This is a genomic window from Bradyrhizobium sp. SZCCHNR1098, assembly GCF_032489375.1.
In the GTDB taxonomy this organism is placed as follows: Bacteria; Pseudomonadota; Alphaproteobacteria; order Rhizobiales; family Xanthobacteraceae; genus Bradyrhizobium.
The window spans coordinates 243,337-265,561 of record NZ_JAUEXY010000007.1 but is presented as its reverse complement, the minus strand read 5'-3'; the positions used below and the strand labels follow the sequence as shown (position 1 = coordinate 265,561).

General features: G+C 65.0%; 21 protein-coding genes. 10 read left to right on the top strand and 11 right to left on the bottom strand.

Annotated elements, in window-relative coordinates; all coding sequences use genetic code 11:
- Nucleotides 1-102 precede the first annotated feature (102 nt).
- Nucleotides 103-321, top strand: a complete 219-nt coding sequence (locus tag QX135_RS17435) for a hypothetical protein (RefSeq protein ID WP_315775303.1) — start codon at nucleotides 103-105, stop codon at nucleotides 319-321.
- A 174-nt stretch (nucleotides 322-495) separates the two neighbouring features.
- On the opposite strand, the gene tgt is transcribed toward QX135_RS17435, so the two are convergent.
- On the bottom strand, nucleotides 496-1,650 hold the full coding sequence (gene tgt, locus QX135_RS17430; protein ID WP_316178001.1) for a tRNA guanosine(34) transglycosylase Tgt: 1,155 nt from the start codon (nucleotides 1,648-1,650) through the stop codon (nucleotides 496-498).
- 272 nt (nucleotides 1,651-1,922) lie between these two features.
- Here tgt and QX135_RS17425 point away from each other — a divergent pair, with 272 nt between their 5' ends.
- Nucleotides 1,923-2,948, top strand: coding sequence for an aspartate-semialdehyde dehydrogenase (locus QX135_RS17425; protein ID WP_315738101.1), 1,026 nt, complete (start codon nucleotides 1,923-1,925; stop codon nucleotides 2,946-2,948).
- Nucleotides 2,949-2,987: 39 nt separating this feature from the next.
- Here QX135_RS17425 and queA read toward each other — a convergent pair whose 3' ends face one another.
- The 4 genes from queA to coaD form a co-directional block, all read right to left on the bottom strand.
- The gene (gene queA, locus QX135_RS17420; RefSeq protein WP_315797486.1) at nucleotides 2,988-4,082 is read right to left on the bottom strand and encodes a tRNA preQ1(34) S-adenosylmethionine ribosyltransferase-isomerase QueA; all 1,095 of its coding nucleotides are present in this window, start codon (nucleotides 4,080-4,082) and stop codon (nucleotides 2,988-2,990) included.
- Between the two features lie 139 nt (nucleotides 4,083-4,221).
- Entirely contained in the window at nucleotides 4,222-4,686 is a 465-nt protein-coding gene (locus QX135_RS17415; protein WP_316177999.1) for a peptidylprolyl isomerase, read from the bottom strand.
- A 291-nt stretch (nucleotides 4,687-4,977) separates the two neighbouring features.
- A complete protein-coding gene (locus QX135_RS17410; RefSeq protein WP_315711771.1) occupies nucleotides 4,978-5,541 on the bottom strand; it encodes a peptidylprolyl isomerase in 564 nt (187 codons plus the stop codon).
- Nucleotides 5,542-5,609: 68 nt separating this feature from the next.
- Nucleotides 5,610-6,104: a pantetheine-phosphate adenylyltransferase gene (gene coaD / locus QX135_RS17405; RefSeq protein ID WP_315738104.1), complete on the bottom strand. Its 495-nt coding sequence runs from the start codon at nucleotides 6,102-6,104 to the stop codon at nucleotides 5,610-5,612.
- Between the two features lie 290 nt (nucleotides 6,105-6,394).
- Here coaD and QX135_RS17400 point away from each other — a divergent pair, with 290 nt between their 5' ends.
- Nucleotides 6,395-6,652 (top strand): hypothetical protein, encoded by a 258-nt coding sequence (locus QX135_RS17400; RefSeq protein ID WP_316177997.1) that lies wholly within the window; start codon nucleotides 6,395-6,397, stop codon nucleotides 6,650-6,652.
- A gap of 98 nt (nucleotides 6,653-6,750) precedes the next feature.
- Here QX135_RS17400 and gyrA read toward each other — a convergent pair whose 3' ends face one another.
- The 3 genes from gyrA to QX135_RS17385 all read right to left on the bottom strand — a co-directional run bounded on the left by gyrA (nucleotide 6,751) and on the right by QX135_RS17385 (nucleotide 10,629).
- Nucleotides 6,751-9,501, bottom strand: a complete 2,751-nt coding sequence (gene gyrA, locus QX135_RS17395) for a DNA gyrase subunit A (protein ID WP_316177995.1) — start codon at nucleotides 9,499-9,501, stop codon at nucleotides 6,751-6,753.
- Nucleotides 9,502-9,671: 170 nt separating this feature from the next.
- Complete coding sequence (locus QX135_RS17390; RefSeq protein WP_315797487.1) at nucleotides 9,672-10,070, bottom strand: DUF2306 domain-containing protein; 399 nt, start codon at nucleotides 10,068-10,070, stop codon at nucleotides 9,672-9,674.
- A gap of 58 nt (nucleotides 10,071-10,128) precedes the next feature.
- A complete protein-coding gene (locus tag QX135_RS17385) occupies nucleotides 10,129-10,629 on the bottom strand; it encodes a single-stranded DNA-binding protein (protein WP_315738108.1) in 501 nt (166 codons plus the stop codon).
- Between the two features lie 461 nt (nucleotides 10,630-11,090).
- Here QX135_RS17385 and QX135_RS17380 point away from each other — a divergent pair, with 461 nt between their 5' ends.
- From QX135_RS17380 to uvrA, 6 genes are all read left to right on the top strand, one after another.
- The gene (locus QX135_RS17380) at nucleotides 11,091-11,846 is read left to right on the top strand and encodes an outer membrane protein (protein ID WP_316177994.1); all 756 of its coding nucleotides are present in this window, start codon (nucleotides 11,091-11,093) and stop codon (nucleotides 11,844-11,846) included.
- Nucleotides 11,847-12,038: 192 nt separating this feature from the next.
- Nucleotides 12,039-12,794: an outer membrane protein gene (locus tag QX135_RS17375; RefSeq protein WP_315774929.1), complete on the top strand. Its 756-nt coding sequence runs from the start codon at nucleotides 12,039-12,041 to the stop codon at nucleotides 12,792-12,794.
- Nucleotides 12,795-13,060: 266 nt separating this feature from the next.
- Nucleotides 13,061-13,846 carry an outer membrane protein gene (locus tag QX135_RS17370; RefSeq protein WP_315738111.1) on the top strand — a complete coding sequence of 262 codons (786 nt, stop codon included), beginning with the start codon at nucleotides 13,061-13,063 and terminating at the stop codon, nucleotides 13,844-13,846.
- A 212-nt stretch (nucleotides 13,847-14,058) separates the two neighbouring features.
- Nucleotides 14,059-14,787 carry an outer membrane protein gene (locus QX135_RS17365; protein WP_315780073.1) on the top strand — a complete coding sequence of 243 codons (729 nt, stop codon included), beginning with the start codon at nucleotides 14,059-14,061 and terminating at the stop codon, nucleotides 14,785-14,787.
- A 288-nt stretch (nucleotides 14,788-15,075) separates the two neighbouring features.
- The gene (locus QX135_RS17360; RefSeq protein ID WP_315774932.1) at nucleotides 15,076-15,714 is read left to right on the top strand and encodes a porin family protein; all 639 of its coding nucleotides are present in this window, start codon (nucleotides 15,076-15,078) and stop codon (nucleotides 15,712-15,714) included.
- Nucleotides 15,715-16,005: 291 nt separating this feature from the next.
- Nucleotides 16,006-18,993, top strand: a complete 2,988-nt coding sequence (gene uvrA / locus QX135_RS17355; protein WP_316177990.1) for an excinuclease ABC subunit UvrA — start codon at nucleotides 16,006-16,008, stop codon at nucleotides 18,991-18,993.
- 185 nt (nucleotides 18,994-19,178) lie between these two features.
- Here uvrA and QX135_RS17350 read toward each other — a convergent pair whose 3' ends face one another.
- The 3 genes from QX135_RS17350 to QX135_RS17340 all read right to left on the bottom strand — a co-directional run bounded on the left by QX135_RS17350 (nucleotide 19,179) and on the right by QX135_RS17340 (nucleotide 21,217).
- Nucleotides 19,179-19,508: a hypothetical protein gene (locus QX135_RS17350; RefSeq protein WP_315756628.1), complete on the bottom strand. Its 330-nt coding sequence runs from the start codon at nucleotides 19,506-19,508 to the stop codon at nucleotides 19,179-19,181.
- Nucleotides 19,509-19,743: 235 nt separating this feature from the next.
- A complete protein-coding gene (locus QX135_RS17345) occupies nucleotides 19,744-20,061 on the bottom strand; it encodes a hypothetical protein (protein WP_316177988.1) in 318 nt (105 codons plus the stop codon).
- A gap of 163 nt (nucleotides 20,062-20,224) precedes the next feature.
- A complete protein-coding gene (locus QX135_RS17340; protein ID WP_316177986.1) occupies nucleotides 20,225-21,217 on the bottom strand; it encodes a lipase family protein in 993 nt (330 codons plus the stop codon).
- A gap of 273 nt (nucleotides 21,218-21,490) precedes the next feature.
- Here QX135_RS17340 and QX135_RS17335 point away from each other — a divergent pair, with 273 nt between their 5' ends.
- Nucleotides 21,491-22,135 carry an HAD hydrolase-like protein gene (locus QX135_RS17335; protein WP_315738118.1) on the top strand — a complete coding sequence of 215 codons (645 nt, stop codon included), beginning with the start codon at nucleotides 21,491-21,493 and terminating at the stop codon, nucleotides 22,133-22,135.
- Nucleotides 22,136-22,225: the final 90 nt, after the last annotated feature.

Here is a 22,225-nt window from a genome sequence, read left to right as displayed (position 1 = left end):
GAAATAGACCCGTTCGAACGCGACTCGTTCGAAATCGACCCTTTCGAAATTGACGTCGTTCAAGCAGAGATCGCCCACAAAGAGATCGTACAGGAGGTCAATATGTCAGCACTCGCTGATCTCGTGTCGACCGCAACCGCCCGCCCGAATCCCCGCGGCTGCGATCTGCCGACATGCCCGGTCTGCGCCGACTCCATGATTGCCGCGGAGGCGTCGGCATACTTGGCCGACGATGCCATCAGCTATCTCTGGACCTGCGACACCTGCGGCTATGGCTTCGTCACCAAGCACTCCGTGAAAAGCCGTTTCGTCTGCAACTGAACGGCGCCAGGGCGAGAGAGTTCCGCGACGCGATATCACGGCCGTCCGTCGCTACGGATCGCACAACGGTCGGCCACCGGGCAGGTCGGCAATGCATCACCAGCACGATTTCATGTGGGCCGGCGCATAGGGGCGGGCTCACAACAAGCTGACGGCCTTCACCTGACGCGGCCGTCAGCCGGCGCGCGGGGCGATGTCGCCGCGGGCCCAATCCGCCTTGGTGCGCTCGTAGAATTCCGTGAAGCGCCCCTGTGCGATCGCCTCGCGCATCCCAGCCATCAATTGCTGGAAATAGGCAATGTTGATTTCCGACAGCAGCGTCGCGCCGAGCGCCTCGCCGGCCTTGATGAGATGATGCAGATAGGCGCGGGCATAGCTGCGCGCCGCCGGCCACGGGCTCTCTTCATCCAGCGGACGCGGGTCGTCGGCGTGACGCGCGTTGCGCAGGTTCACCGGCCCGAAGCGCGTGTAGGCGACGCCGTGGCGGCCGTTGCGGGTCGGCAGCACGCAGTCGAACATGTCGATGCCGCGCCTGACCGACTCCAGGAGATCGTCAGGCGTGCCGACACCCATCAGGTAGCGTGGGCGGCCGGCCGGCAGTGCCGGAGCGGTCGCCTCGATCATCTCGAGCATGACCGCCTGCGGCTCGCCGACGGCCAAGCCGCCGATCGCATAGCCGTGGAAGCCGATGTCGACCAGCGCCTGCGCGCTGGCGACGCGTAGCGCGGGCACGTCGCCGCCCTGCACGATGCCGAACAGCATGTAGCCTGCCGGCGCACTCTCGAAGGCGCGGCGGCAGCGTTCGGCCCAGCGCAGCGACAGCCGCATCGCGCGCTCGATGTCGTCGCGCTCGGCCGGCAGCCGCACGCATTCGTCGAGCTGCATCGCGATGTCGGAGTTCAGCAGGCGCTGCACCTCGATGGCGCGCTCCGGCGACAGCTCGATTCTAGCGCCGTCGATATGCGAGCGGAACGTCACCGCCTGCTCCGTGACCTTGCGTAAGCCCGATAGCGACATCACCTGGAAGCCGCCGGAATCCGTCAGCATCGGACCGCCCCAGCCGGTGAAGCGCTGCAGGCCGCCGAGGGCGGCGATGCGCTCGGCCGTGGGCCGCAGCATCAGATGATAGGTGTTGCCGAGCACGATGTCGGCACCGGCCTCGCGCACGTCCCGCCAGTGGATCCCCTTCATGGCGCCGGCGGTGCCGACAGGCATGAAGGCCGGCGTGCGGACCACGCCATGCGGCGTCGTCAGCCGGCCCGTGCGGGCCGCGCCGGAGGTCGCGAGCAATTCGAAGTGGTTGGGAAGGTCGCCAGCGGGAGAGCTCATGGCCGGCTTATTGCGTCAGGACGGCCCCCGATTCAACCGCGATGGCGCCGTTTTCGCCCCTTTTGGCCGTTGACGGCGGTTCCGACCGCCCCTATGGTCCCGCGCCATGTCGATCTTGACCAAACGCACGACGAAAACCACCAAGCCCATGAGGGCCTCGGGAGGCGTGCGCGCGTAGTCGAACTCGATTGCGACCATCTTCGAACCGAAGCCCCGCCTGATGAAGGTCCGGGGCTTTTTTATTGCCCGAATTTCAACCGGAGACTTGAGACGTGCCCCACGATCCCACCATTGCCATCGTCGGCGTGACCGGCGCCGTCGGCGCCGAGTTCATCGCCACCCTGGACCGCCGCAACGTCCGCGTCGGCAAGCTCAAGGCGCTGGCGAGCGCCCGCTCGGCCGGCCAGACCGTGACCTTCCGCGGCCAGACCATCGTGATCGAGGAGCTGACCGAACGCTCCTTCGAGGGCGTCGACATCGCGCTGTTCTCGGCCGGCAGCGGCATTTCCAAGAAGTTCGCGCCGATCGCCGTGCGTTCCGGCGCCGTCGTGGTCGACAATTCCTCGGCCTTCCGCATGGACCCGAACGTGCCGCTGGTCATCCCGGAGATCAACGCCCGCCGCATCCGCGACCACAAGGGCATCATCGCCAATCCAAACTGCGCGGCGATCACGGCGCTGGTGCCGCTGTGGCCGATCCATCAGAAGAACCGCATCAAGCGCGTGATCATCTCGACCTATCAGGCCGCCAGCGGCGCCGGTGCGGCCGCGATGGACGAGCTGGTGCAGTCGACCCGCGCGAGCCTCAACGGCCAGGTCTACGCGCCCAAGGTGATGCCGCATCCGTTCGCCTTCAACCTGTTCAGCCACAACACCGCCATCGATCCCGAGACCGGCTACAACGACGAGGAGACCAAGGTCATCAACGAGACCCGCAAGATCTTCGAGGACGAGGGCATTGCGATCGGCGTCACCTGCGTGCGCGTGCCGGTGCTGCGCGCCCATTGCGAGTCGATCACCTTCGAATGCGAGAAGCCGATCACGGAAGATGAAGTCCGCCGCATCCTCGCCACCGCGCCGGGTGTGCGCGTCGTCGACGACCGCGCCAAGAACCACTTCCCCATGCCTGTCGACGCGTCGGGACAGGACGACGTGCTGGTCGGGCGCATCAGGAAGGATCTGTCCGATCCGTCAGGCCACTCGATCGCGATGTTCGTGGCCGCCGATCAGCTGCTCAAGGGCGCCGCGCTCAATGCGGTGCAGATCGCGGAGCTCTTGCCGGAGCGCGCGATGGCGTAGCTCTCAGAGCGAACTTGCAGGGTGGGCCTTTTGCCCACCCTACGGCTCGACGATGCGCTCGTCTGGCTGACGAAACAACAGGCACGCATCGCCATACGAATAGAAGCGATAGCCGCTGCGGATCGCATGCGCATAGGCCGCGTGCATCGTCTCCAAGCCGGCGAAGGCCGAGACCAGCATGAAGAGCGTCGAGCGTGGCAGATGGAAGTTGGTCATCAGGATATCGACCGCGCGGAAGCGATAGCCGGGCGTGATGAAGATCGACGTCTCCGCCTCGAACGGCGCGATCGTGCCGTCGGGCTGCGCCGCGCTCTCCACGAGCCGCAGCGACGTCGTGCCGACCGCAACGAGGCGGCCGCCCTTGGCGCGCGCCTCGTTCAGCGCCGCTGCCGTCTCAGGCGTGAGGCTGCCCCACTCCGCATGCATGCGGTGGCCTTCGGTGTCATCGACCTTCACGGGCAGGAACGTGCCGGCGCCGACATGCAGGGTGACACGCTGCAGCCCGACGCCGCGCTCGCGCAGCCGCTGCTCCAGCGTCGGCGTGAAATGCAGCCCAGCCGTCGGCGCAGCCACCGCGCCCTCTTTGGCCGCGAACATGGTCTGATAATCTGTCGTGTCCTGCTCGTCTGCGGGCCGCTTGCCGGCGATGTAGGGCGGCAGCGGCGGCCGGCCGAGATCGGCGATCGCTTGGTCGAGCGCGGGCCCATGGAACACAAAGGACAGCGTCAGCTCGCCCTCCTCGCCCTTGGCCTCGACGGTGGCGTCGAGATGGCCGAGCAGGCAGACCTTGCCCTCGTTGCCGAACCGGATCGTATCGCCTGGCGCGAGCTTCTTGGCGGGCCGCACCAGCGCCTGCCAGCGCGAGCCGTCGAGCCGCTTGATCAGGGTCGCCTCGATCTTCGCTTCGGTCTCGCGGCTGATGCGGCGACCGGACAGCTGCGCCGCGATCACCTTGGTGTCGTTGACGACGAGCTGATCACCCGGCTCCAGCCAGTCCGGCAGGTCGGCGACCGTGCGGTCGCGCAAGACACCGTCGCCCTGCACCACCAGCATGCGCGCGGACTCGCGCGGGCTCGCCGGGCGGAGCGCGATGTTTTCGGGGGGAAGATGGAAATCGAACAGGTCGGTGCGCATCGTCGTTCTGGGACGACCATCGGCCCTTCATTCCGGGGAGCGTGCGACAGCACGCGTCGCGAAGGATGAAGGCCCGACTGTCTGCCTCATGGTGCGAGACGCGTGCTGCGCACGCGCCTCACCGTGAGGATCGCAAAGTCTACGCCGCGTCGGCGGCCATGTAGGCCTTCACGATCTTGTCCGGGTTCTGCACCGGCTCGCCGCGCTTGATCTTGTCGACGTTCTCCATGCCCTCGGTGACCTTGCCCCAGACCGTGTACTGCTTGTCCAGGAAGCGGGCGTCGTCGAAGCAGATGAAGAACTGGCTGTCGCCTGAATCCGGATTGGCCGCACGGGCCATCGAGGTCGTGCCGCGCACATGCGGCTCGGCGTTGAACTCGGCCTTCAGCTTCTTGCCGGAGCCGCCCATGCCGCTGCCCTGCGGGCAGCCGGTCTGCGCCATGAAGCCGTCGATGACGCGGTGGAAGACGATGCCGTCGTAGAAGCCCTCGCGGACGAGCTCCTTGATGCGCGCGACATGGCCGGGCGCGAGATCGGGACGCATCTCGATGGTGACGGGGCCCTGGGTGGTTTCGAGGATCAAGGTATTTTCGGTCACAGCCATGCTGGTCTCTCGGTTTTTGTGGAATTGACGGGGGTCAGGACAAAGTAAATCCTGGGTCTGAAATGTCGCGGCGCCTTCCCATGTGCGGCCGTCACCCCTCCTGACGGCGATCCGAGCACGACGAGGCCCGCGATGCTGGTCGAGAATAGACCCAATGCGCTTAAAGCTGAAGCCACCGGCCCTGTCGATGTGACGGGGCGGCAGAATCGGCATGCCTCCGCGACGTGGCAAAAGGTTCCTTAATGCCTGAGGGAACCGGGCGCGAGACCCAGGTGCCCTGCTTTCTCGGACCTACTTGATGTCCGAGGCGACCTGCACCTTGACCATCTTGTCGGGATCGGTCACGGCGCCGCCCGACGAGCCCGGAGGCGCCTTCTTGAGCTTGTCGACGACGTCCATGCCCTGCACGACCTCGCCGATCACGGTGTATTGGCCGTTGAGGAAGGAGGCGTCGCCGAAGCAGATGAAGAACTGCGAGTTGGCAGAATCGACGCTATCGCCCCGGCGCGCCATGCCGACGGTGCCGCGCTTGAACGGCGTGCTCGAAAACTCCTGCTTCAGGTTCGGGTACTTCGAGCCGCCGGTGCCATTGAAGTTCTGGCCGTCACCGGTCTGCGCCATGAAGCCGTCCATGACGCGGTGGAACGGCACGTTGTTGTAGAAGCCTTCGCGCGCCAGCGTCTTCAGCCGCTCGGCATGCTGCGGCGCCAGATCGGTGCGCAGCTTGATGATGATGCGGCCCTTGGTGGTGTCGATGACCAGGGCATTCTGCTTGTCGAGCCCGGCAGGCAGCGACTGGGCCAACGCCGGCAATGCGAACACGAGAGCAAAGACGAAAGCGAGAGCGCGGATCATGGCAACTCCGATGGCATGAGACGATGAGGAGAGGAAGGCACCGCCGGAAGCGGCCGGTGCCTGAAGGATCAGTTGAACTTGGCCTTGAGACTTTCGGCCACCGACGGCGGCACGAAATGCGAGATCTCGCCGCCCATGGCGGCGATCTGGCGAACCAGCGTGGCGGCGATCGGGCGGACACTCACCGAGGCTGGAACGAACACCGTCTGGACCTGCGGTGCCATGGTCTGGTTCATGCCGGCCAACTGCATCTCGTAGTCGAAATCGGTGCCGTCGCGCAGGCCCCGGATCATCATGATCGCGCCGGCTTTTTCCGCGGCCGTGACGGTCAGATTGTCGTAGGTCGAAGCCTCGAAGCCGCAGCCCGCAGCGGCTGCGACGGGGCCGAAGATCTCATGCGCCATCGCCAGCCGCTCCTCGGTCGAGAACAGCGGCTTCTTGCCATGATGCACGCCGACCGCAACGATCAGGCGATCGCAGAGATGAACGGCCTGCCGGACCACATCGAGATGGCCGTTGGTGACGGGATCGAACGAGCCCGGATAGAGCGCAATGCGTTGCATGCGCCCGTCCTATACCGCCGGGAACAGGCCGGCAAGCCACCGCCAGGCCCGCTGGCGTGGCTGTGATGGGCAAAGAGTGGCCGAGACTGCACCGCAATGAAATGAGGTGCGACGCCGGGGGGCCGGAACTGTGGTCGGCTACCGCGATTGTTTCATCGGAACTTGGGACATGAAACACGCCGGGCCGAGAAGAAACCAATTCGCCCGTCCCGCGAAGACGTCTCGAAACCCGAGCTGATTATCAAATCCTTAACGAACAACGGGCCGAACGGCCCGGACAGGGGACCGTCATGATCAAAGCGCTATCTGCAGTCGCAGCTGCCGGCTTGGTGGCTGCCGGCATCACCGTCCTGCCCGGCTTCGCTCCTCAGGTTGAAGCCAGCGTGCCGCGTCCGCTCGCCAAGGCGGACCGCCTGGACATTCGCCCGATCGGCCGCGACTGCTCGCAGCAGGCTTGGCCGAACTTCGAAGCGGGCTGCCTGCGCAGCGCCGGCACCAGGGGAACGATCGGCGAGGCCAGGATGGTCTCCGTCGAGCGGACACAGTAAGGGCGAATAGCGAATAGCGAATAGCGAATAGCGAATAGCGAATAGCGGGAAGACTTGATTCCTCCTCTGTTCGCTACTCCCTATTCGCCATTCGCAACTCACTCGCCATTCGCACCTTCAGTCCCGTTCCCACCGGTGCCGTTCTCGGTCTCCTCGCCGATATGCTCCACCGAAACGACGTGCTCATCATCGGCGGTGTCGAACACGATGACGCCCTGGGTCGAGCGTCCCGCGATGCGGATGCCGTCGACCGGGCAACGGATCAACTGCCCCTTGTCCGTCACCAGCATGATCTGATCGCCGTCCTCGACCGGGAATGAGGCGACGAGCTTGCCGTTGCGGTTGTTGACGGACATCGCGACGATGCCTTTGCCGCCGCGGCCGGTGGTGCGATACTCGTAGGACGAGGTGCGCTTGCCGTAGCCGTTGACCGAGACGGTCAGCACCACCTGCTCCTGCGCGGACATCTCGACATAGCGTTCCTGCGACAGCTGGATCGCGCCAGCGGCCGCCTCCTCGCCCTCGGTCTCGACCGGCTCCTCGGTGGCAGTATCGCCCGACATCGCCCGGCGCATCTTCAAATAGGCCGTACGCTCATCCGAGGTCGTCTCGACATGGCGCAGGATCGACAGCGAGATCACCTTGTCACCGCCGGCGAGCGCGATGCCGCGCACGCCCATCGAGGTTCGCCCGGTGAAGACGCGCACATCGGTGACCGGGAAACGAATGCACTGGCCGCCGGCCGCAGTCAGCAGAACGTCGTCGCGCTCGGTGCAGATCTGCACGTTGACGATCTCCTCGCCCTCGTCCAGCTTCATCGCGATGATGCCGGAGCGCCGCACGTCGACGAAATCCGACAGCTTGTTGCGGCGGACGTTGCCGCCGGTGGTCGCGAACATCACGTCGAGATTGGCCCAGGAGGATTCATCCTCCGGCAGCGGCATGATCGTGGTGATGCGCTCGCCCTGCTCCAGCGGCAGGATGTTGATCAGCGCCTTGCCGCGCCCGTTGGGCGCCGCGATCGGCAGCCGCCAGACCTTCTCCTTGTAGACCTGGCCGCGCGACGAGAAGAACAGCACCGGCGTGTGCGTGGATGCCACGAACAGCCGGCTGACGAAATCCTCCTCGCGGGTCTGCATGCCCGAGCGGCCCTTGCCGCCGCGACGCTGCGCCCGATAGGCCGACAGCGGCACGCGCTTGGTGTAGCCCGCATGCGACACGGTCACGACCATGTCCTCGCGCTGGATCAGGTCCTCGTCCTCGACCTCGCCTTCCTGCTCGGCGATCACGGTGCGGCGCGGCGTGCCGAACTCCGCCTTCACGGCGGCGAGCTCGTCCTTGATGATGCCCTGAACCCGCGCCCGCGAGCGCAGGATGTCGAGATAGTCGTTGATCTCGACCTTGAGCTTGTCGAGCTCGTCGGAAATCTCTTCGCGGCCGAGCGCGGTCAGGCGCTGCAGACGCAGGTCGAGAATGGCCTTGGCCTGCTCGAACGACAACCGGATGGTGCCGTCCTCGGCCAGGCGATGGCGCGGATCGTCGATCAGCGTGATGATGGCCTCGACGTCGCGCGCCGGCCAGTCGCGCGACATCAACGCCTCGCGCGCCGTCGCAGGATCTGGCGAGGTCCTGATGACCCTGATGACCTCGTCGATATTGGCCACGGCCACGGCAAGGCCGACCAGGATATGAGCGCGGTCGCGCGCCTTGTTGAGCAGGAACTTGGTCCTGCGCGTGACGACACGCTCGCGGAACGCGACGAAGATCGTCAGCAGGTCCTTCAACGTCATCGTCTGCGGACGGCCGCCGTCGAGCGCCAGCATGTTGGCGGCGAAGCTCGTCTGCAGCGGCGTGAACTTGTAGAGCTGGTTGAGCACGACGTCCGGCACGGCGTCGCGCTTCAGCTCGACGACGACGCGGTAGCCGTCGCGGTCGCTTTCGTCGCGCAGGTCGGCGACGCCTTCGATCTTCTTCTCGCGCACCAGCTCGGCGATGCGTTCGACCATCGTGGCCTTGTTCACCTGGTAGGGGATCTCGGAGATGATGATCGCCTCGCGATCCTTGCGGATCGTGTCGATCGTCACCTTGCCGCGCATCATGATCGAGCCGCGGCCCAGGTGGTAGGCCGAGCGGGCGCCCGCGCGGCCAAGAATGATGCCGCCGGTCGGGAAATCCGGCCCCGGAATGATGTTGATGAGGTCATCGATCGTGAGCGCGGGATTGTCGATCAGCGCGATGCAGGCATCGATCACCTCGCCGAGATTGTGCGGCGGGATGTTGGTGGCCATGCCGACCGCGATGCCGCCGGCGCCATTGACCAGCAGGTTCGGATATTTGGCCGGAAGAACCGACGGTTCCTTGTCCGAATTGTCGTAGTTCGGCTGGAAGTCGACGGTGTCCTTGTCGATGTCGTCGAGCAGCGGGATCGCCGACTTGGCGAGCTTGGCTTCGGTGTATCGATAGGCGGCCGGCGGATCGCCGTCGACGGAGCCGAAATTGCCCTGGCCGTCGATCAGCGGCACGCGCATCGAGAAGTCCTGCGCCATGCGCACCATGGCGTCGTAGATCGACTGGTCGCCATGCGGATGATATTTACCGATGACGTCGCCGACCACGCGCGCGGACTTGACGTATTTCTTGTCGGGCGTGTGCCCCTGCTCGTACATCGAATACAGGATGCGCCGGTGCACGGGCTTGAGGCCGTCGCGTGCATCGGGCAGCGCTCGCGACACGATCACGCTCATCGCGTAATCGAGGTAGGAGCGTTTCATCTCGTCGAGGATGGAAACGGGACGAATGTCGGAAGGTCCACCCGGCTCGCCGGGCTTCTCATCTTCTTTATCGGACAAAGGGGATACCGGTCGGTTTTGACACGCGAAAATCGCTTGGAATCATATAGCGCAGGAGCGCGCCGCAGGCCACCCCCAAACCGAGGTGGGCCGCGCTTTTTCTGCTCGCCTTTCCAGGGACTTAACCACATGACGCGGCTCCGCGAGGCCTGCTCGGGAACCGTCTCTGGCTAGGGCCCGAAGACCACCTTGTGCATGATCCGTCCGGGCAGCAGCGTGAACACTCCGGCAATCACGAGGGCACCGGAAAACAGCGTGATCATGGCCCGGCGATGGGCCGCCACCCGATGGCGGTGCGCAGCCCACACCGCAAGCGGCAGCACGGCCAACGTGTAGAGCGACAGCAGGTGGATCGGGCTCCATGGCCCGACCAGCCGGATGGTGTGGATCCAGAACGAGCTGGCTGCAACGGCCGCCATGAGCGCGACCCAGACCCAGCCGATCGTTCGATGCGGCAAGGTCCCCTTCGGGGCCGCGAACTGGACGAGTCCCAGCGCAAACGCCGTCATCGCGGCGACGGCGTGCAGCAGGACGGCGGGTTCAGCGGCGAGCAGCGGTGCGAAGCTCATGCAACACCCCCGTGGTCAGACGGCAGCGGCCTGAACGTCGTGCGGCCGCCCCTGCGCCTCAGAACGGAATGTCGTCGTCCATGTCGCTGTTGCGTCCGCCACCACCGGCCGAAGCGACCGCGCGGCGCGGAGGCGCCATCGACGGACCGCTGCTGCCGAAATCGCCGCCACCCATGTCATCGGAGAAGCTGCCGCCACCGCCGCCGCCCCGGCCATCGAGCATCGTCAAGGTCGAGTTGAAGCCCTGCAGAACGACCTCGGTCGAGTACTTCTCGACACCGCTCTGGTCGGTCCATTTGCGGGTCTGCAGCGCGCCCTCGATGTAAACTTTGGCGCCCTTCTTCAGATACTGCTCGGCGACCTTGCAAAGACCCTCGTTGAAGATCACCACGCGGTGCCACTCGGTCTTTTCCTTGCGCTCGCCGGTCGCCTTGTCGCGCCACGTTTCCGACGTCGCAATGCTCAGATTGGCGATCGGCCGCCCATCCTGCGTACGCCGGATCTCGGGGTCCTTGCCGAGATTGCCGACCAGAATCACCTTGTTCACACTACCCGCCATCACCACTCTCCCGCGGTTCTCGATCATCGGACCGGCCGTCCACACCGGCCTCACGGCGTCCGGTGGCTAACCCTTCCTCTCGCGGCGGACCCTATACGGTTGCCGCGCGGTCCACCCGCCCTGTCCATTGCTTATCCACATATAGCAGGCGGAAGGCCATTGTTCCAGTTTTGTTCGTGCGCATATGTCCACAACCGTGCGTCGAGTTCCGCGGAACTCGACGGAACCGCAAGTGCTCGCAAATGGAACCCGGAAAAAGTTCCCTATTCACGAAAAAGGGATTAACTTTCATCAAGTTAGCTCGCCGCACTTCCTCCTCGGCTGTGGCTTTTGGGAGACGGTATCCAGGGTTGAATAGCGTATATTTCCGGACGGATTGGGGCCGCAAGCGTGGTCGCACCAACTTCACAGAAGTGCGTCTCCGGGGACCAATTGGAGACGCCCAACGCGGGAGACTTGGGATGAAAAGAATTTTTCTCGGAGCTGTCAGCTTAATGGTTTTGGGGGCGCTGACGCCGGCGGGAGCCGCCGATCTCGCCGCCCGCCCGTACACGAAGGCCCCGGTGGTGGCGCCGGCGCCACTTCCGACCTGGGCCGGTTTCTATCTCGGTCTGCAGGGCGGCGGCGGCTGGGGCCGAAGCAAAGAGACCTTCTTCGGAGCGCCCAATACGGCGATCTTTGCCGGCACTCAGAACTATAACACCAGCGGCGGCTTCATCGGCGGTGTGGTCGGCTACAACTGGCAGGTCGACAACATCGTGTTCGGTCTCGAGGGCGACTATCACTGGGCCGACATCAACGGCCGGTCGGGCGTCATCAACGCCGGTCTCGGCGATACCTACTTCACCAGGCTGCGCGGCTTTGGCGACATCAAGGGCCGCCTCGGCTGGGCTGCGGGTCCGGCGCTGTTCTTTGTCAGCGGCGGCGCTGCCGTCGGCGATCTCCAACACCGCTACGACGCAGCGCTCAATGGCGGCGCGGCGAATAGCTTCGCTCAGAACAACTGGCGCTGGGGTTGGACGATCGGTGCCGGCGCCGAGTACATGTTCGCGCCGAACTGGTCGGCCAAGGTCGAATACAACTATCTCGACTTCGGCAAGAGCTCGATTCAGTACAGCGCGGTTCCGACCAATCGCTCCGAGTGGAGCGACACCGTGCACACCGTCAAGGCCGGCGTCTCCTATCACTTCAGCGGCCCGATCGTGTCGCGCTACTGATTGCACGCGCAAATCGAATGTGTCGAAAGGCCGGCTTCGCGCCGGCCTTTTTTGTGTGCCAGAACCGGTACTTGCTGAGCCGTTGTGTCATTTGGGTGACGGATTTTTACGACGGAAGGGGCTATCAAGGTCCGGCGGGTGGGCGTTGGTGAGAGTGTGCGTGCGGGCGTCGGACTTGGTTTGGGGAATGCGATGAGAAGGCTGTTGCTGGGGGCGACAACTTCGCTGGCGCTGGGGATTGCGCCGGCCATCGCTGCCGACTTGCCCGCGCGCACCTTCACCAAAGCGCCTGCGATGATCACGACGATCTATGATTGGAGTGGCTTCTATATCGGCCTGAATGCCGGTGGCGCATCGGCCCGCACCTGCTGGACCAACAAGGTCAGCTTCGCCGGTGTGGCCGCAACCAACGCGGAAGGCTGCCATGATGCGACCGGCGCGCTGGCTGGCGGCCAGATCGGCTATCGCTGGCAGGCTGGCGGCTGGGTGTTCGGCGTCGAAGGCCAGGGAAACTGGGCCAACCTCAAGGGCAGCAACACCAGCCAGTTCGTCCCGCCCGTGACCAACCAGACCAAGATCAATGGGATCGGCTTGCTCACCGGCCAGATCGGCTATTCCTGGAACAACGTGCTCTGGTACGTGAAGGGCGGCGCCGCGGTTGCGGGTGAGAAGTACAACGGCCTGTCCACGGCAACTGGCGGTGTGCTCGACCAGTCCAGCGCCACGCGCTGGGGTGCGGCTGTCGGCACCGGCGTCGAGGTCGGCTTCGCCAAGAACTGGTCGGTCGCAGCCGAATACGAGCACCTGTTCATGGGCAACCGCACCCTGGGCTTCTCGGGCGTACCCGGTGGAGCCGCGGGCCGGACCGATGCGGTCGGCCAGGACGTCGACATGGCGACGGTCCGCGTGAACTATCGCTGGGGCGGCCCCGTCGTATCCAAGCACTGACTTTTCCAAGCGCTGACCCTCGAGGACTGGCAGTCGAGGGTCTGACGCGCCAAGCGCTCACTCGCGCCTCGGGACAGCTCTGCGATCTGCACGACCGGTCGCGATCTTTACCAGCGCTTAAGTACGTTCGGCACATCCCGCCACGCGCCTGCTCCCGATCACGAGTTTAGAAAGCAGTCTCTCCTACAATCAGCAACAGGCCACCTTCGCGTGGGCCCGGATCGGAGGGATCCGGAGCGTGGTGTATTGGGACTGGGGAGAGACGAATGCAGAAGACGACCTTGATCTTGACCGCAAGCGCCGCGGCGCTGGGGCTGGCGCCGGCCTCAGCGGCCGACTTCGCGACGCGCCCTTACAGCAAGGCGCCGCCGCCGGCCTATGTCACGCCGCTGCCGAACTGGGCCGGATTCTACCTCGGCGTCAATGGCGGCGCCGACTGGAGCCACAATTGCTGGACGCTCAATCGCGTCGGCGGCGTGCCGGTCGTGCCGACCCAGTCCGAAGGCTGCCACAACGCCTCGAGCGGCCTCATCGGCGGCCAGGTCGGCTATCGCTGGCAGGCGGCGAGCTGGGTGTTCGGCGTCGAGGCCCAGGGCAACTGGACCGACCTGAAGTCGTCCAATGCGAGCACGGCGGCGCTGGCTGCGGGCATCACCAACAACACCAAGACCGATGCGATCGGCCTGTTCACCGGCCAGGTCGGCTACGCCTGGGGCAACGTGCTCTGGTACGTGAAGGGCGGCGCCGCCGTCACCCACAACAAATACACTGGCACGGCGAATGCGGCTGCGCCCTTCCCGGTCGGCACGCTGCTGGATTCGGCCAGTGAGACCCGCTGGGGCGGCACCGTCGGCACGGGCGTCGAGTTCGGCTTCGCGCCGAACTGGTCGGTCGCCGTCGAGTACGACCACCTGTTCATGGGCTCGCGCGACATCAGCTTCCCGGCCACCGCAACCGTGCTGTCGCGCGTCGATACCATCAAGCAGGACATCGACATGGCGACCGTCCGGGTGAACTATCGATTCGGGGCGCCGATGGGCACGCGCTACTGAAAAAAGCCGCCGCTCGCACGCATTCGGAAAGGCCGGCCCTCGCGCCGGCCTTTTTCGTGTCAACAGCCCGGCAGCGTCGCGGCGTTTTTGTGCTAAATATATGATTTATAACGCTTTTTCGTTTCTGTGGCGGGCGCGTTACAGCCTCGCCGGGATGCCCTGTGTATGACTTGCCCATCGCTTGTCATTCCAACCTCCCGGGGGAGAATTTGATGAAGAAGTTGTTTGTGATCACGACGGCGCTCGTCGGCATCGCAACGGCCACGTCCGCTTCGGCGGCCGACATGGCGGCACGTCCCTATACGAAGGCGCCGCCGATGATGGTCGCCATCAACGACTGGGGCGGCTTCTACCTTGGCATCAACGGCGGCTATGGCACGAGCCGCAATTGCTGGACGCTCGTGAATGGCCCAGCCGAGGGCTGCCATAACGCCACCGGCGGCACGATCGGCGGTCAGTTCGGCTATCGCTGGCAGATGGGCTCGGTCGTGTTCGGCCTCGAGGCGCAGGGCAACTGGGCCGACCTCACCGGCAACAACGTCAGCCCGGTGTTCGCGCCCGATCGCAACCGCACCAAGCTCAGCGCCTTCGGCCTGTTCACCGGCCAGATCGGCTATTCCTTCGACAATGTCCTGCTCTACGCCAAGGGCGGCGCGGCCGTCACCGACACCAAGTACGAGATCTTTTCCGGCGTGATCAACACCGTGCTGGCCACCACGACCGTGCACAAGTGGGGCGCGTCCGTCGGCGCTGGCGTCGAATACGCCTTCTCGCCGGGCTGGTCGGTCGGCTTCGAGTATGACCACCTGTTCATGGGCAACACGAACGTCCCGTTCCGTGGCGCGGTCTTCACCCAGACCGACACCATCAAGCAGGACGTCGACCTGTTCACGGCGCGCCTGAACTACCGCTTCGGCGGCCCGGTTGTCGCCAAATACTGATCGATCCGTTCGACAATCGAAAGTTCCAAAGGCCGGCGTAAGCCGGCCTTTTTGTTGCTCAGGAGCCGCCTTTGCCGCCCTGCAACACTCGGAACCAAGTAATTGAGTAACTTAGGCTTTCTGGAGCCGCCCGTAAAAACGCGGTTTGGCCGCGAGTGTGTCTTCGGGGTGACGGCAATCCGCACGGAACCGGGCTATAGGAACCGCGTCAACTTGAACGGGTGAGTCTGTTTCGTGCGTAAAGCTTTCGGTGCGATGCGGACTGCTAGGAATAAACTGGAGACTGGAATGAAGAAGATCCTGCTCGCGACCGTGGCTTTGGCCGCCCTGGCCGCTCCCGCTGCCGCCGCAGACCTCGCTGCGCGCCCGACCTACACCAAGGCGCCGGTTGCCGCGCCTGTGCTGACCTGGACCGGTTTCTACATCGGTGCCATGGGCGGCTACGCCACCGTTGAAGACAATGGTCCGGATGGCGGCCTCGCCGGCGGCACCATCGGCTACAACTGGCAGCAGGGCGCCATCGTGTTCGGTCTCGAAGCTGATGCGGCCTGGGCCAGCATCAAGAGCGGCGACGGCGTGATCCCCGGCTTCCTGGGCACGTTCAACACCAAGATCCAGGACACCGGCAGCGTTCGTGGCCGCATTGGTTATGCCTTCGGCCCGACCCTGGTGTACGCCACCGGCGGTTACGCTTGGGCTGAGAACAAGCTGACCAACACCTTCCTTGGCACTTCGGTCTCGGACACGAAGTTCCACAGCGGCTGGACGGTTGGCGCTGGCCTCGAATACATGTTCGCGCCGCAGTGGTCGCTGAAGGGCGAATACCTTTACAAGAGCCTCGGCAGCGAGAACTACTTCGCCAACAATATCGCTTCGGGCACTCTGAACCTGCACTCCGTCCAGGTCGGCGTGAACTACCACTTCTAAGAACGTCGCCCTCCGGGCCAACGCACAAGGCCTCCGCTCGACGAGAGCGGAGGTCTTTTCTTTTGGGCTCTCGACTCTTTGGGCTCTCGACGCGGCCGACGGAACCGGTCCGCCTCCTGCCATTCGCTGCCATTCCCTGAGCGCATTGTTGATGATTCGCTGACGGCACTGGAAATCCATTCCCGTTCTTCCTACGTTCCGACGATACCTTTTCCCTCTGGCGTCCGATGGCCGGCTTCCGGCGAACGCGCCTGCAACGATGGCGCGACTCTGCGCCGTGGGACGATCGTCATGGATGAAGTGCTCAAGGCCAAGCAGCGCGCGCAAGCCAACCAGTCGAGCCTGCGGGCGATCACGATCCGCGGCGCCCGCGAGCACAACCTCAAGAACATCGACGTCGAGATCCCGCGCGACAGGCTCGTGGTCTTCACCGGCCTGTCCGGTTCCGGCAAGTCCTCGCTCGCCTTCGATACGATCTATGCCGAGGGCCAGCGCCGCTACGTCGAATCGCTGTCGGCCTATGCCCGCCAGTTCCTGGAGATGATGCAGAAGCCTGATGTCGACCAGATCGACGGCCTGTCGCCGGCGATCTCGATCGAGCAGAAGACGACATCGAAGAACCCGCGCTCCACCGTCGGCACGGTCACCGAGATCCACGACTACATGCGGCTGCTCTGGGCGCGCGTCGGCGTGCCCTACTCCCCGGCCACGGGCCTGCCGATCGAAAGCCAGACCGTGTCGCAGATGGTCGACCGCGTGCTGGCGCTGCCCGAGGGCACCCGCCTCTATCTGCTGGCCCCGGTCGTGCGCGGACGCAAGGGCGAGTACAAGAAGGAGCTGGCAGAATATCTCAAGAAGGGCTTTCAGCGCGTCAAGATCGACGGCACCTTCCACGAGCTCGCCGAGGTGCCCACGCTCGACAAGAAGTTCCCGCACGACATCGACGTCGTCGTCGACCGCATCGTGGTGCGCCCCGACATCGGCCAGCGCCTGGCGGAAAGCTTCGAGACCGCGCTGAAGCTCGCGGAGGGGCTGGCGGTGATCGAATATGCCGACGCGCCGGCCGCAGCCGACGACAAGAAGTCCGACAAGAAGACCGCAAAAATCCATGACAAGAGCGGGCCCGAGCGCATCCTGTTCTCGGAGAAGTTCGCCTGCCCAGTCTCCGGTTTCACCATTCCCGAGATCGAGCCGCGGCTGTTCTCGTTCAACAATCCCTACGGCGCCTGCCCGGAATGCGGCGGCCTCGGTGTCGAGCAGCACGTCGATGCTGATCTCGTCATCCCCGACAAGGACGTCACCCTGCGCAAGGGCGCGATCGCGCCCTGGGCCAAGTCGTCCTCGCCCTATTACCTGCAGACGCTGACAGCGCTCGGCAAGTTCTACAAGTTCACGCTCGACACCAAGTGGAAGGACCTGCCGAAGAAGACGCAGAACGCGCTGCTGCACGGCTCCGGCGACGACGAGATCAAGTTCACCTATGAGGACGGCGTCCGCGCCTACGACACCAAGAAGCCGTTCGAGGGCGTCATCACCAATATCGAGCGCCGCTTCCGCGAGACCGAGAGCGAATGGGCGCGCGAGGAGCTCGGCAAGTACTTCAACGACGTGCCCTGCGCCGGCTGCAACGGCTTCCGGCTGAAGCCCGAGGCGCTGTGCGTCAAGGTCGCCGGCAAGCACATCGGCGAGATCTCCGAGCTCAGCGTCAGGGCTGCCGGCGAATGGTTCGCCGAGGTGCCGAAGCAGCTCAACGCGCAGCAGACCGAGATCGCCACCCGCATCCTCAAGGAGATCCGCGACCGCCTGACCTTCCTGCTCGACGTCGGCTTGAACTATCTGACCCTGGCGCGCTCCTCCGGCACCTTGTCGGGCGGCGAGAGCCAGCGCATCCGCCTGGCGTCGCAGATCGGCTCGGGGCTGACCGGCGTGCTCTACGTGCTCGACGAGCCGTCGATCGGCCTGCACCAGCGCGACAACGCCCGCCTGCTCGACACGCTGAAGCGGCTGCGCGACCTCGGCAACACCGTGATCGTGGTCGAGCATGACGAGGATGCCATTCGCCTCGCCGACTACGTGCTCGACATCGGCCCCGGCGCCGGCACCCATGGCGGCAACATCGTCGCCGAGGGCACGCCGGCCGAGATCATGCGCAATCCGGCGTCGCTGACCGGCAAATATCTCACCGGCGAGCTCGAGGTCGAGGTGCCCGAGCGGCGGCCGCCGAACCATCGCCGCACCATCAAGGTCGTCAACGCCCGCGGCAATAACTTAAAGAACGTCTCGGCCGAGATCCCGCTCGGCCTGTTCACGGCGATCACCGGCGTCTCCGGCGGCGGCAAGTCGACCTTGCTGGTCGACACACTCTACAAGGCGATCGCGCGCAAGCTCAACGGCGCCAACGAGGCCGCCGCGCCGCACGACCGCATCGAGGGCCTGGAGCACATCGACAAGATCATCGACATCGACCAGTCGCCGATCGGCCGCACCCCGCGCTCCAACCCCGCGACCTATACCGGCGCATTCACCCCGATCCGCGAATGGTTCGCCGGCCTGCCGGAATCGAAGGCGCGCGGCTATGAGCCCGGCCGCTTCTCCTTCAACGTCAAGGGCGGCCGCTGCGAGGCCTGCCAGGGCGACGGCGTTATCAAGATCGAGATGCACTTTTTGCCCGACGTCTACGTCACCTGCGACGTCTGCAAGGGCAAGCGCTACAACCGCGAGACGCTCGACGTGCTGTTCAAGGGCAAGTCGATCGCCGACGTGCTCGACATGACCGTCGAGGAAGCCGCCGAATTCTTCAAGGCGGTGCCGCGCGTGCGCGACACCTTCGAGACGCTGCGCCGCGTCGGCCTCGACTACATCCACGTCGGCCAGCAGGCCACCACGCTGTCCGGCGGCGAGGCCCAGCGCGTCAAGCTCGCCAAGGAGCTGTCCAAGCGCGCCACCGGCCGCACGCTCTACATCCTGGACGAGCCGACCACCGGCCTGCACTTCCACGACGTCAAGAAGCTGCTGGAGGTGCTGCACGAGCTGGTCGCGCAGGGCAATTCGGTGGTGGTGATCGAGCACAATCTCGAGGTTATCAAGACCGCCGACTGGGTCATCGATCTCGGCCCCGAAGGCGGCGACGGCGGCGGCGAGATCGTCGCCTGGGGCCCGCCGGAGGACATCGTCAAGGCGCCGCGCAGCTACACCGGGCAGTTCCTCAAGCCGGTGCTGGAGAAGTCAGCCAAGCCGAAGAAGCGCAGCCGCGGCGCAGCCAGCGAGGCGGCGGAGTAGTTGCCCTCAATTCCCTTTTATCGATCGTCGTTGCGAGCGAAGCGAAGCAATCCAGGGCCGCGTACGCGATTCTGGATTGCATCGCGCTCCTCGCAATGACGCATGTGGTCGATACCGGTTCATCACAGCAAAGCCCGCCACTCTCTACAGAGCGGCGGGCTCGATGTTTCCACAACGAACTCAGATTACCACTGGCGATAATATCCGCTGCGCGTGCCGTTGTTGTTGCCGCCCGGGCCGACGTCGCCCTGGGTCGAGCTCGGTGTCGGATGGTTGGTGCCGTTGTAGCCGGTGCCCCAGCCAGGGCCGTCATACGGGCCCGGCGCGACCGCGACGTAGCCTTCCTCATAGACCGGCCCCGGCGCCCAGGCGAAGGAATCGCGGTAGGCGTAGGTGCTGGTGACCTGGCCACCATAGCCGTAGCCGCCCGGGCCGTATTCGCCGGCCGAGGCCGCAGCGGTGCCGGCCACGAGCGTGACGGCGGTCAGCGCGGCGAATCCAAACGTGCGCGTCATGAACTTGCTCCTTCGTTCCTAATTCTCGGAGAACAAACGATATCGATCCATCCAAGGTTCCGCCGGTCCCCACAACAATCGTGCGACACAACGCGACGCTCACCTTCGCGCGACCTCGTGATCCAATGGCTTCGTGACATCGCCGACACGCGCAGCGAACCCGTCCGACACGACAAACCCGCCGCTCTTGTCGAGCGGCGGGTTTGATCGCCTAACGTCTAACGCGAGATGGCGGCTACCACTGCCGGTAGACACCGGTCAGCGTGCCGTTGTTGTTGCCGGACGGACCGACATCGCCCTGGGTCGAGCCAGGGGTCGGATGGTTGGTGCCGTTGTAGCCGTGGCCCCAGGTCGTTGTGCCCCAGGTCACCGGACCGCGCGCGTAGGCCGGCGCCGGCGCGGCGTCATACAGCGGCTCGGACTCGTTGCCCTGTGTCGGCGGCACCCAGGCCATCGAGTCGCCGTAGCGGGCATAGCCCTGCGCGGATGCGGCGGCGGTGCCGAGCACCAGCGTGGCGGCGGCCAGCGCGGCCATCTTGAGCGTGCGTTGCATGTGTCTCTCCTTGCTTCTGTGCGGGGTCAACGACCGCACAGCGCCAGGCGTTCCTGCAGCGCCCACTCACAAAAATCGTGACGAAAGGTTGATCGGCCGCCGCATCAAGACCCCCCTTGCAGGACTGAGCGAACCCAGCCCCGCAAAGGCTGCTCTGCGGCGCTCAGGCTGCGACGGCGACCGCCCGCGGCCGCGCCACACCGGTCTTGGTGACACCCGGCAGCGGCGGCGCCTTCGTGCCGGTCGCATGCGGAAAATACTGCAACTGCATGGAATGCATGTAGCCGGCTTCTGCGGTCCAGGAATCGTTCGTCTCCACGATCGGCGTGATCGTGAACAGGTCCGGATTGCTCGGCCCGATCGACGTATAGGTCGGGATCGTTGCGCTGAGGATCTCAAGCGGCTTGTAGATCGAGTAGTAGTTGGTGTCCTTCAGGACCGGCGCCGGCGGCGCATAGGTGACGAGAATCCCTTTCAGATTGGCCCATCCCATCGGCACGATGTCGTTGCTGTTGACCGCCGCATAGTAGGTATAGGCCTTCGCGAAGGTGGTCGCGAAGCCCGCGTTCCACATGGTCGGAGCCGCGAAGGTGTGCGGCCACAGCGTGAACTTCAGCGACGAGTTCAGCTTCGGCAGTTGATCCTGCAGCCACGCCGTCGCCACCACGGCGAGCGCGCCACCCAGGCTGTGCCCGGTCACCATCAGTTGCAGATTCTGCTTGGCCGCAAGGCCGCGCAGATAGTCGAGCAGCGACAGGTCCGTCGCGGGATCGGTGAGCGCGATGACCAGCGCCAGCGCATCGTTGATCCCGGCACTGATCTGCAGCGGCGAGCCGGCCTGCTGCGGATACAGCCACGGCACCTGGAAGACTGCATCGACGTCGGCGAGCACGTTCTCGAAGGCACCGCCGACCGAGCCGTCGACATCGGTGCCGCGGAACGCCAGCGCGTAGCTGCCGTCGCTGCCTTGCGCGACATAGGCGAGCACGCCGTTGTTGACCGCCGGGCCCCAGACGAGCGACCACGGACCGTTCGCCGCGCCCGACGGGACGGACTTCAGCATCGTCACGAAATCGCTCGGCTGAACCACATCGAGCGCGTCGTCGATATAGGCGAAGTAGGACAGATACGCTGCAGCAACCTTGTTGAGGGCCATGTGAAATCTCTCTGGCTTGAATGATAAAAACAAATTCGATCAAATCGGGCAGGCAGACCCTGATCCGCCGGCGCATCGGGATCATAGACCGCGTTATTTCCAGGTGCACATCACAACATGTTCAACCCCTGATCGTCGAACGTCACCATGGAGCTGCGACACGCAAGGGTCGCATCTCATTGCGCGCCGCCCCTCCCATTGCTATGGCCCAGGGCTGTCGCAGGACGACACGCCTCGACGATCATCAGCCCCTCGCCACGCTCACCCCGCGCGATGCCATATTCCCTCGTCATCTTCGATCTCGACGGCACGCTCGCCGACAGCTTCCCGTGGTTTCGCACCCACGTGAATGCCGTCGCCGTGCGGTACCGCTTTCGTCAGGTCGAGGAGCAGGACATCGACGGGCTGCGCCATGCCTCGACCCGTGAGATCCTCGATTTCCTTCAGGTGCCGCGCTGGAAGCTGCCCTTGATCGCGCGCCACGTGCGCCGGCTGAAGACGGCGCACGCAGCAAGCATCCCGCTGTTTGCAGGCGTCGACATCATGCTCGACACCCTTGCCGCGAACGGCACCATGCTCGCATTGGTCTCGTCGGACAGCGAGGCCAATGCGCGGCAGAAGCTCGGATCGCGCGCCGGTCTGTTCGCCGATTTCGATTGCTCGGCCTCGGTGTTCGGCAAGGCACGGAAGTTTCGCCGGGTGCTGAAGCGGCTGCGCGTCGACCCGGCCCAGGTCATCGCGATCGGCGACGAGACCCGCGACATCGAGGCTGCGCGCGCCGCCGGCATCGCCTTCGGTGCGGTGACATGGGGCTATGCCGCGGAGCAGGCGCTGCGCGACCACCAGCCGGAGATGCTGTTCACCCGGATGGACGAGATCGTGGAACGGTTGGTGGTGCCCGCCAGACGAGATTCGTAGCCTGCATCAGCGCCGGCGACATGCAGGGATAACGACGAGCCTCGATACCTCCCCGCGTCATTGCGAGCTGCGCTCGCAATGACGGAGGCT

Bases quoted from the DNA above. Each gene is read 5' to 3' on its own strand.
- QX135_RS17435 (WP_315775303.1), top strand. From the start codon at position 103: ATGTCAGCACTCGCTGATCTCGTGTCGACCGCAACCGCCCGCCCGAAT.
- tgt (WP_316178001.1), bottom strand. From the start codon at position 1,650: ATGAGCTCTCCCGCTGGCGACCTTCCCAACCACTTCGAATTGCTCGCG.
- queA (WP_315797486.1), bottom strand. From the start codon at position 4,082: ATGCGCACCGACCTGTTCGATTTCCATCTTCCCCCCGAAAACATCGCG.
- QX135_RS17415 (WP_316177999.1), bottom strand. From the start codon at position 4,686: ATGGCTGTGACCGAAAATACCTTGATCCTCGAAACCACCCAGGGCCCC.
- QX135_RS17410 (WP_315711771.1), bottom strand. From the start codon at position 5,541: ATGATCCGCGCTCTCGCTTTCGTCTTTGCTCTCGTGTTCGCATTGCCG.
- coaD (WP_315738104.1), bottom strand. From the start codon at position 6,104: ATGCAACGCATTGCGCTCTATCCGGGCTCGTTCGATCCCGTCACCAAC.
- QX135_RS17400 (WP_316177997.1), top strand. From the start codon at position 6,395: ATGATCAAAGCGCTATCTGCAGTCGCAGCTGCCGGCTTGGTGGCTGCC.
- QX135_RS17390 (WP_315797487.1), bottom strand. From the start codon at position 10,070: ATGAGCTTCGCACCGCTGCTCGCCGCTGAACCCGCCGTCCTGCTGCAC.
- QX135_RS17385 (WP_315738108.1), bottom strand. From the start codon at position 10,629: ATGGCGGGTAGTGTGAACAAGGTGATTCTGGTCGGCAATCTCGGCAAG.
- QX135_RS17380 (WP_316177994.1), top strand. From the start codon at position 11,091: ATGAAAAGAATTTTTCTCGGAGCTGTCAGCTTAATGGTTTTGGGGGCG.
- QX135_RS17375 (WP_315774929.1), top strand. From the start codon at position 12,039: ATGAGAAGGCTGTTGCTGGGGGCGACAACTTCGCTGGCGCTGGGGATT.
- QX135_RS17370 (WP_315738111.1), top strand. From the start codon at position 13,061: ATGCAGAAGACGACCTTGATCTTGACCGCAAGCGCCGCGGCGCTGGGG.
- QX135_RS17365 (WP_315780073.1), top strand. From the start codon at position 14,059: ATGAAGAAGTTGTTTGTGATCACGACGGCGCTCGTCGGCATCGCAACG.
- QX135_RS17360 (WP_315774932.1), top strand. From the start codon at position 15,076: ATGAAGAAGATCCTGCTCGCGACCGTGGCTTTGGCCGCCCTGGCCGCT.
- uvrA (WP_316177990.1), top strand. From the start codon at position 16,006: ATGGATGAAGTGCTCAAGGCCAAGCAGCGCGCGCAAGCCAACCAGTCG.
- QX135_RS17350 (WP_315756628.1), bottom strand. From the start codon at position 19,508: ATGACGCGCACGTTTGGATTCGCCGCGCTGACCGCCGTCACGCTCGTG.
- QX135_RS17345 (WP_316177988.1), bottom strand. From the start codon at position 20,061: ATGCAACGCACGCTCAAGATGGCCGCGCTGGCCGCCGCCACGCTGGTG.
- QX135_RS17340 (WP_316177986.1), bottom strand. From the start codon at position 21,217: ATGGCCCTCAACAAGGTTGCTGCAGCGTATCTGTCCTACTTCGCCTAT.
- QX135_RS17335 (WP_315738118.1), top strand. From the start codon at position 21,491: ATGCCATATTCCCTCGTCATCTTCGATCTCGACGGCACGCTCGCCGAC.